We start from the raw sequence: 6,393 nt of genomic DNA on the forward strand, positions 1-6,393 counted from the left end.
GGGGCGCGCCTTCGAGTGCGTCAAGACAGATGAGATGGCGTCCCGACCTGCTTGATCCTCGCGCCGTGCTCGGGGCCGTCAAGGCGCAGCCTGGCAGCGGTAGAGCAAGCCGTCAGGACAGCACGACGGCCGGCCTTGACGGCCCTTGCGCGCGGCGCGCGGCCGACGAACTCGGCCTGACAGTCTGCTCGCTGTGGGGCATGACCGAGGTTCTGTCCGGCACGCTCACCGAGCCCGCCCGCGCTGCGGAGAAATCGGCACACACGGATGGCCGGGCACAGGACGGGATGGAAGTCAGGATCGTCGATACCGAGGGACAACCGGTGCCGACAGGAGAGTCGGGACGGCTGCTGGTTCGTGGCGCCCAGATGTTCAAGGGGTACTACAAGCGGCCCGAGCTGCCGACGTTCGACGGTGACGGCTGGTTCGATTCCGGCGATCTCGCCTATATGGACAGGGACGGCTACATCCGCATCTCGGGCCGCGTGAAGGACATTCTGGTACGGGGCGGGGAGAACGTGCCCGTCGTCGAGATCGAGAACCTGCTCTACAAGCATCCGGCCGTGTCCGCGGTCGCTGTCGTCGGCTTTCCGGATGCCCGGCTCGGCGAGCGCGGCTGTGCCTTCATCGTTCCGCGCACGGGAAGCACGATCGACCTGGCGGCGGTGCAGAGCTATCTCAGCGAGGCCAGAATGGCCAAGCAGTTCTGGCCCGAGCGGGTCGAAATCGTGGCCGAACTGCCGCGCACGGCGAGCGGCAAGATCCAGAAGTTCAAATTGCGCGAGTTCGCCGCCGCGCTTGCCGACGCCAAATAGTCATTGGTCGGAATAGGTCGGATCCCGTCGCTCGCGAAACGCGGCGACGGCCTCCGCGTGATCATGGGTCTCCAGCAGGATGACCTGCTGCCGGTCTTCGATCATCAGGGCCGCATCGAGGCTCGGCGCATCGATCAGCGTGTTGAGCGCCTGCTTCGTCATGCGAAGCCCCATGGGGGAGACGCCTAGCATGTCTTCAGCGAACGCGATTCCCTTCGCCAGAAGCTCATCAGCCGGCGTGATGTCGCTGACCAGTCCGATCGCTTTGGCGCGTTCGGCCTTGATGAAGCGCCCTGTTAGCAGAAACTCCGAGGCCACGGACAGTCCGACGAGACGGGGCAGGAGATAGCCCGAGCCCATGTCGCAGCCGCCGACGCCGATCTTGATATAGGCCGCGTTCATCCTTGCGTCCGGTGCTGCGAAGCGGACGTCGCAGGCGAGCAGGAAGGAAAAACCCGCGCCACAGGCTGCGCCATGCACGAGCCCGACGATCGGCTGGGGACACGACCGCATCAGCCGGATCACGCCGGAGTAGTTCTGCTGCATCTTGAGTTGCCGCTGCGGCCGCCCCTTGCCAGGTGCAGCAAACGCATCCGATCCGAGTTCGGCGCCGGCGGAAAATTGAGGCCCGTTGCCGCGCAGGATTACAACGCGCGTGGTCGGCCGATCGTGCAGGTCGGCGAAGTAGGCGGTCAGTTCCGCAATCATGTCCGGGGAGACCGCGTTGAGCTGGGCCGGGCGGTCCAATGTCAGGATATCGATCGCGCCGCGGCTTTCGATCGTGATGGTCTTCGGTTGCGTCACGTTCGCGCTCCCATCGGTCATTGTCCTTGATGGCATATAGTAATATAGTGTACGATTATCGAGCGCAATGCTCGTCGAAGCTGCCGACCGATCGGGGGCTGCAACGGCTTCGCCAATAATCTTCAGGGAGCCGTAGAATGCCATATCAATCCGTGTTCAGGCCGGATCTGTTCAAGGGGCAGACGATCATCGTCACCGGCGGCGGCAGCGGGATCGGGCGCTGCACCGCCCATGAACTCGCTGCCCTCGGCGCCAACGTAGCGATCCTCGGTCGTACCGTGGAGAAGCTCGTCGAGGTGCAGCGCGAGATCGAGGAAGATGGCGGGCAGGCGATGAGCCATGCTTGCGACATTCGCGACGAGACCATGGTGATCGGCGCCGTCGATGCCGTACTGGCGCGCTATGGCCGCATCGATGGCCTGATCAACAATGCGGGCGGGCAGTTTCGTGCGCCCTTGAAGGCGATCTCGACCAAGGGATTCGAGGCGGTCGTGCGCAACAATCTGACCGGCGGTTTCATCTTCATGCGCGAAGTCTATAACCGCTGGATGGAGGCCAATGGCGGGGCGATCGTCAACATCATCGCCGACATCTGGCATGGCTGGCCCGAGTTCGGCCACTCGGCCGCTGCGCGGGGCGGGATGCTGACCCTGACTGAAACTGCCGCCTGCGAATGGTCGGCCTCGGGTGTTCGCGTTAACGCAGTCGCGCCCGGCGGCATTGTGTCGAGCGGCTTCGATACCTACACGCCGGAGATGCAGAAGAAGCTGCATGACTTCACCGAGCGCGTGCCGCTACAGCGGTTTGGAACGGAAGCGGAGATATCGGCCGCGATCACCTACCTGCTGTCGCCGGCGGCGGCCTATATCACCGGCTCCTGCCTTCGCGTCGACGGCGGCACACCTAATGCGCGCACGACCTGGAAGCTCGAGCCACATAACCGCAGCGCGCCGTTCGAAGGCTTCCATCGTGTGAAGCTGCCTGAGGTGATGAAGAAGGCCAGCGCATAGCCTGCTTCGGCTTAGTCGACCGCGATGATTAGCTTGCCATGGTTCTCACCACGGTAAAGTTGCGCGATGGCGTCCGACGCGTGTTCGAGACCCGGCAGGATCTCTTCGTCGTGGACGATCTTGCCGGCCAGCGCGAGCTCCGCGAGGCGCGCCGCGGCCGTTTCGAACTCGGCGAGATGATCGAAGATGATGAAGCCGGACCATCGTAGGCGGCGGGTGAGAATTTCGCGTTCGGGGCGGGGGCCGGTCGGAACGGGGGTCCAGGATGCATTCGCTGCCGTGCCGCACTGGATCACGCGCCCGCGCAGCCGCATGGTGCGGATCGCGGCATCGGCAATCGCTCCGCCGGTGTTGTCGAAGAAGATGTCGTTGCCGTCAGGACACGCCGCGCGAATGGCCGCGCCGAGATCGGCCGCCTCCCGGTAGTTGATCATGTCCTGGTAGCCGTAGCGCGCTTTTGCGCGCGCGGCCTTGTCGGCCGAGCTGGTCAGCCCGACCGCACGGCAACCTGCGATATGCGCGAGCTGGCCGACAAAGCCTCCCACGCTGCCGGCTGCGGTCGATACCAGCACATGCTCGCCCGGCTTGGGATCGCCGAGACCATGAAAGGCGAGATAGGCGGTGATGCCGTTCATGCCGAGCACGCTCAGATTGGCGCTGAGCGGCAGGCTGGACGGAACGACGCGGCGCAGCACCGATTCCGGCGTCGCGACGTAATAGCGCTGCCAGCCAAACCATCCGTAGACGTGCTCACCGGGGCGATACTCCGGCAAATTGCTCTCGAGGATTTCGCCGACCGCGAGCGCACGCATCGGGGTGTCGAGAGGGACGGGTGCGCTATAGTTCCCCTCATCATTGGCCCATCCGCGTTGTGCCGGATCGACCGAGAGATAGCGATTAGCAATCAGGATCTCGCCCTTGCCGGGTATGGCGGCCGGCTCCGAGACCAGCGAAAAGTGCTCGCTCTGCGGTATCCCGCGCGGCCGGGTCACGAGCCGCACCTGTCGATTTTCACGAAGGGCCATGAGCGATCCTCATAGTTAGTACGCTTGTGTACGATATCACTATACGGTAGAAATCGGGCGGGAGACAAGGACGTCCCGGCCGGCTGAAAGCCTCGGGATCCCGGCAAGACACAAAGAGGCAAGCACAATGGCGGGGCTCTACTTCGAGCAATTTTCGATCGGGCAAACCTTTGTCCATGAAATCCGACGCACCGTGACCGACATGGACAACATCCTGTTCTCGTCGCTGACCTACAATCCGGCGGCGGTGCATATCGACCATCACTATGCCGCGAGTACCGAGTTCGGAAAGCCGCTGATGAATTCGATCTTCACGCTCGGTCTTATCATCGGCCTGTCGGTGCAGGACACGACGCTGGGGACCACCGTCGGCAATCTCGGCATGGAGGACACGCGGTTCCCGAAACCGGTGTTTGCCGGCGACACGCTGCGCGCCGAGACCAAGGTCGTCGCGGTCAGGGAGAGCAAGTCGCGTCCGACGCAAGGCATCGTCACCTTCGAACATCGCGGCTTCAATCAGCGCGACGAAGAGGTGGTCTATTGCCGCAGGAACGGATTGATGATGCGGAGGCCGGCATGAAACTGCGTTCGCTGCTTTTTGTGCCGGCCGACAGTGAACGCAAGTTCGCCAAGGCCAATGGGATCGGCTCCGACGCGCTGATCGTTGATCTGGAGGACTCCGTGGCGCCCGGCCGCAAGGCCTTTGCCCGCGGCGCCGTCAAGGAACTGCTGGGCGGAGGGACGCGGGATTGGTCGTTCCTGGTCCGCATTAATCCGTTCGGCACTGGGTTGACGCTGGAAGATCTGGCCGCTGTGGTTCGTCCAGGCCTCGACGGCATCCTGATTCCCAAGGTCAACGGCATCGAGGATGTCGATCTCGTCTCGCATTATGTCGATGTGCTGGAGGTTGCGACCGGCGTCGCGCCTGGTCACGTCAAGCTGCTGGTCGTGGCAACCGAGACGCCGGCCGCGATGATCGGCTTCAACGGCTATGCGCGCAAGAACAAGCGCCTGGTGGGGGTGACCTGGGGCGGCGAAGACTTGAGCGCAGCACTCGGCGCGCTGACGCCGCGAGAAGCCGATGGGAGCTGGACCTTCCCCTACCAGGTGGCGCGTGCGCAGTGCCTGTTTGCCGCTGGCGCCGCCGATGCCGCCGCCCTCGAAACCCTGTACGTCGATTTCAGGGATCAGCAGGGGCTGGCCGAAAGTTGCAAGATCGCGCGGCGGGACGGATTTGTCGGCCGAATCGCGATCCACCCCGATCAGGTCGCAACCATCAATGCATGCTTCACGCCGTCGGACGCTGATATCGAACATGCGCGCCGCGTCGTCGCCGCGTTCGCCGCAAATCCGGATGTTGGCACGATCGGCATCGACGGCAAGATGTACGATATGCCGCATCTGACTGCGGCTCGGCGAACGCTGGCGTCGGTCGGGGAGGGTATCTCCAATGGATAGGTCGTTCGCCAACCAGCTCGATGTGCCGGACGATCACGCCGCGATCCGCGAGGGTGTTCGTGCCGTCGTCTCGCGTTTCGACGACGAATACTGGCTTGCCCGCGACGATGACGGCGAGTTTCCGCGCGCGTTCCATCGCGCCATGGCGGATGCCGGCTGGCTCGGCATCACGATGCCGGAGGAATATGGTGGCTCTGGTCTGGGCGTCACCGAGGCCGCGATCATGATGCACGAGGTGGCGAGCCATGGCGGCGGCATGACGTCGGCATCCGCCGTGCATATCAACCTGTTCGGACCGCACCCGATCGTGGTGAAGGGAACGGACGACCAGAAGCGGCGCTGGGTGCCGCGGCTGGTCGCAGGCGACGACCAGTGCTGCTTCGGTTTCACCGAGCCGGACGCTGGGCTGAACACCACCCGCATCAAGACTTTTGCTGAGAAGGTGCCGGGCGGCTATCTCGTGCACGGTCAGAAGGTCTGGACGTCAACGGCGCAGATCGCCAACAAGATCATGCTGCTGACCCGAACCACCAAATTCGAGGATTGCAAGCGGCCAACCGACGGCATCACCATTTTCTACACCGATCTCGACCGTTCGAAGATCGAGGTGCGCCGAATCCCGAAGATGGGACGCAAGGCGGTCGACTCCAACGCCATCTTCATCGACGGTCTATTCATTCCCGAGGCCGATCGGATCGGCGAGGAAGGCAAGGGCTTTTCCTACATCCTGCACAGCCTCAATCCCGAACGTATCCTGATCGCGGCCGAGGCCATCGGCATCGGTCAGGACGCCCTGCGCCGGGCGACGCGCTATGCCAGGGAGCGCGTGGTGTTCGACCGTCCGATCGGTCAAAATCAGTCGATCCAGCATCCTCTCGCCGAGAACTGGATGTATCTGGAGTCGGCGTGGCTGATGGCGATGCGTGCCGCCTGGCTCTACGATTCGGACAAGCCGTGCGGTGCCGAAGCCAACAGCGCCAAATTGATCGGCGCGCGGGCCGGCCATGATGCAGCCTGGCAGGCGATCATGACCCATGGCGGCTTCGGCTATGCCAAGGAGTATCACGTCGAGCGGCTGTTCCGCGAAGTCTCGATCACCCGACTCGCGCCGATCACGGAGCAACTCATCCTGAGTTTCATCGCCGAGAAGGTGCTCGACTTGCCGAAGAGCTATTGAGCTAGCATTACAGTTGCTTTGTTTGCAGACTTCTGAATCCATGGGCAACCATGATTCGAATGTCGTGGGCGCGGGCCGCGTCGGTTGAGGAGACGCTTGCGTTG

7 protein-coding genes are annotated in these 6,393 nt (G+C 63.4%); 5 read left to right on the forward strand and 2 right to left on the reverse strand.

Annotation, left to right across the window (positions count from 1 at the left end; genetic code table 11):
* A partial coding sequence (locus tag IVA82_RS44805) for an AMP-binding protein (RefSeq protein ID WP_247380693.1) occupies nt 1–815 on the forward strand: 815 nt, incomplete at its 5' end.
* Here the strand turns inward: IVA82_RS44805 and IVA82_RS44810 are convergent.
* On the reverse strand, nt 816–1,619 hold the full coding sequence (locus tag IVA82_RS44810) for an enoyl-CoA hydratase/isomerase family protein (RefSeq protein ID WP_247380695.1): 804 nt from the start codon (nt 1,617–1,619) through the stop codon (nt 816–818). It lies immediately after the preceding gene.
* Nucleotides 1,620–1,756: 137 nt separating this feature from the next.
* Here IVA82_RS44810 and IVA82_RS44815 point away from each other — a divergent pair, with 137 nt between their 5' ends.
* Nucleotides 1,757–2,629 (forward strand): SDR family oxidoreductase, encoded by an 873-nt coding sequence (locus IVA82_RS44815; RefSeq protein ID WP_247380697.1) that lies wholly within the window; start codon nt 1,757–1,759, stop codon nt 2,627–2,629.
* An 11-nt stretch (nt 2,630–2,640) separates the two neighbouring features.
* Here the strand turns inward: IVA82_RS44815 and IVA82_RS44820 are convergent, their stop codons facing one another.
* Entirely contained in the window at nt 2,641–3,654 is a 1,014-nt protein-coding gene (locus tag IVA82_RS44820; RefSeq protein WP_247380699.1) for an NADP-dependent oxidoreductase, read from the reverse strand.
* Between the two features lie 127 nt (nt 3,655–3,781).
* Between IVA82_RS44820 and IVA82_RS44825 the strand changes: the two genes are divergently transcribed.
* The 3 genes from IVA82_RS44825 to IVA82_RS44835 are packed head-to-tail and all read left to right on the forward strand — an operon-like array spanning nt 3,782 to nt 6,289.
* Nucleotides 3,782–4,234 carry a MaoC family dehydratase gene (locus IVA82_RS44825; RefSeq protein ID WP_247380701.1) on the forward strand — a complete coding sequence of 151 codons (453 nt, stop codon included), beginning with the start codon at nt 3,782–3,784 and terminating at the stop codon, nt 4,232–4,234.
* Entirely contained in the window at nt 4,231–5,112 is an 882-nt protein-coding gene (locus IVA82_RS44830) for a CoA ester lyase (protein WP_247380703.1), read from the forward strand. Before IVA82_RS44825 ends, IVA82_RS44830 begins: the two co-directional genes overlap by 4 nt.
* The gene (locus tag IVA82_RS44835) at nt 5,105–6,289 is read left to right on the forward strand and encodes an acyl-CoA dehydrogenase family protein (RefSeq protein ID WP_247380705.1); all 1,185 of its coding nucleotides are present in this window, start codon (nt 5,105–5,107) and stop codon (nt 6,287–6,289) included. Before IVA82_RS44830 ends, IVA82_RS44835 begins: the two co-directional genes overlap by 8 nt.
* Nucleotides 6,290–6,393 lie beyond the last annotated feature (104 nt).

Source organism: Bradyrhizobium sp. 142, assembly GCF_023074015.1.
Lineage (GTDB): Bacteria > Pseudomonadota > Alphaproteobacteria > Rhizobiales > Xanthobacteraceae > Bradyrhizobium.

Bases quoted from the DNA above. Each gene is read 5' to 3' on its own strand.
- IVA82_RS44815 (WP_247380697.1), top strand. From the start codon at position 1,757: ATGCCATATCAATCCGTGTTCAGGCCGGATCTGTTCAAGGGGCAGACG.
- IVA82_RS44820 (WP_247380699.1), bottom strand. From the start codon at position 3,654: ATGGCCCTTCGTGAAAATCGACAGGTGCGGCTCGTGACCCGGCCGCGC.
- IVA82_RS44825 (WP_247380701.1), top strand. From the start codon at position 3,782: ATGGCGGGGCTCTACTTCGAGCAATTTTCGATCGGGCAAACCTTTGTC.
- IVA82_RS44830 (WP_247380703.1), top strand. From the start codon at position 4,231: ATGAAACTGCGTTCGCTGCTTTTTGTGCCGGCCGACAGTGAACGCAAG.
- IVA82_RS44835 (WP_247380705.1), top strand. From the start codon at position 5,105: ATGGATAGGTCGTTCGCCAACCAGCTCGATGTGCCGGACGATCACGCC.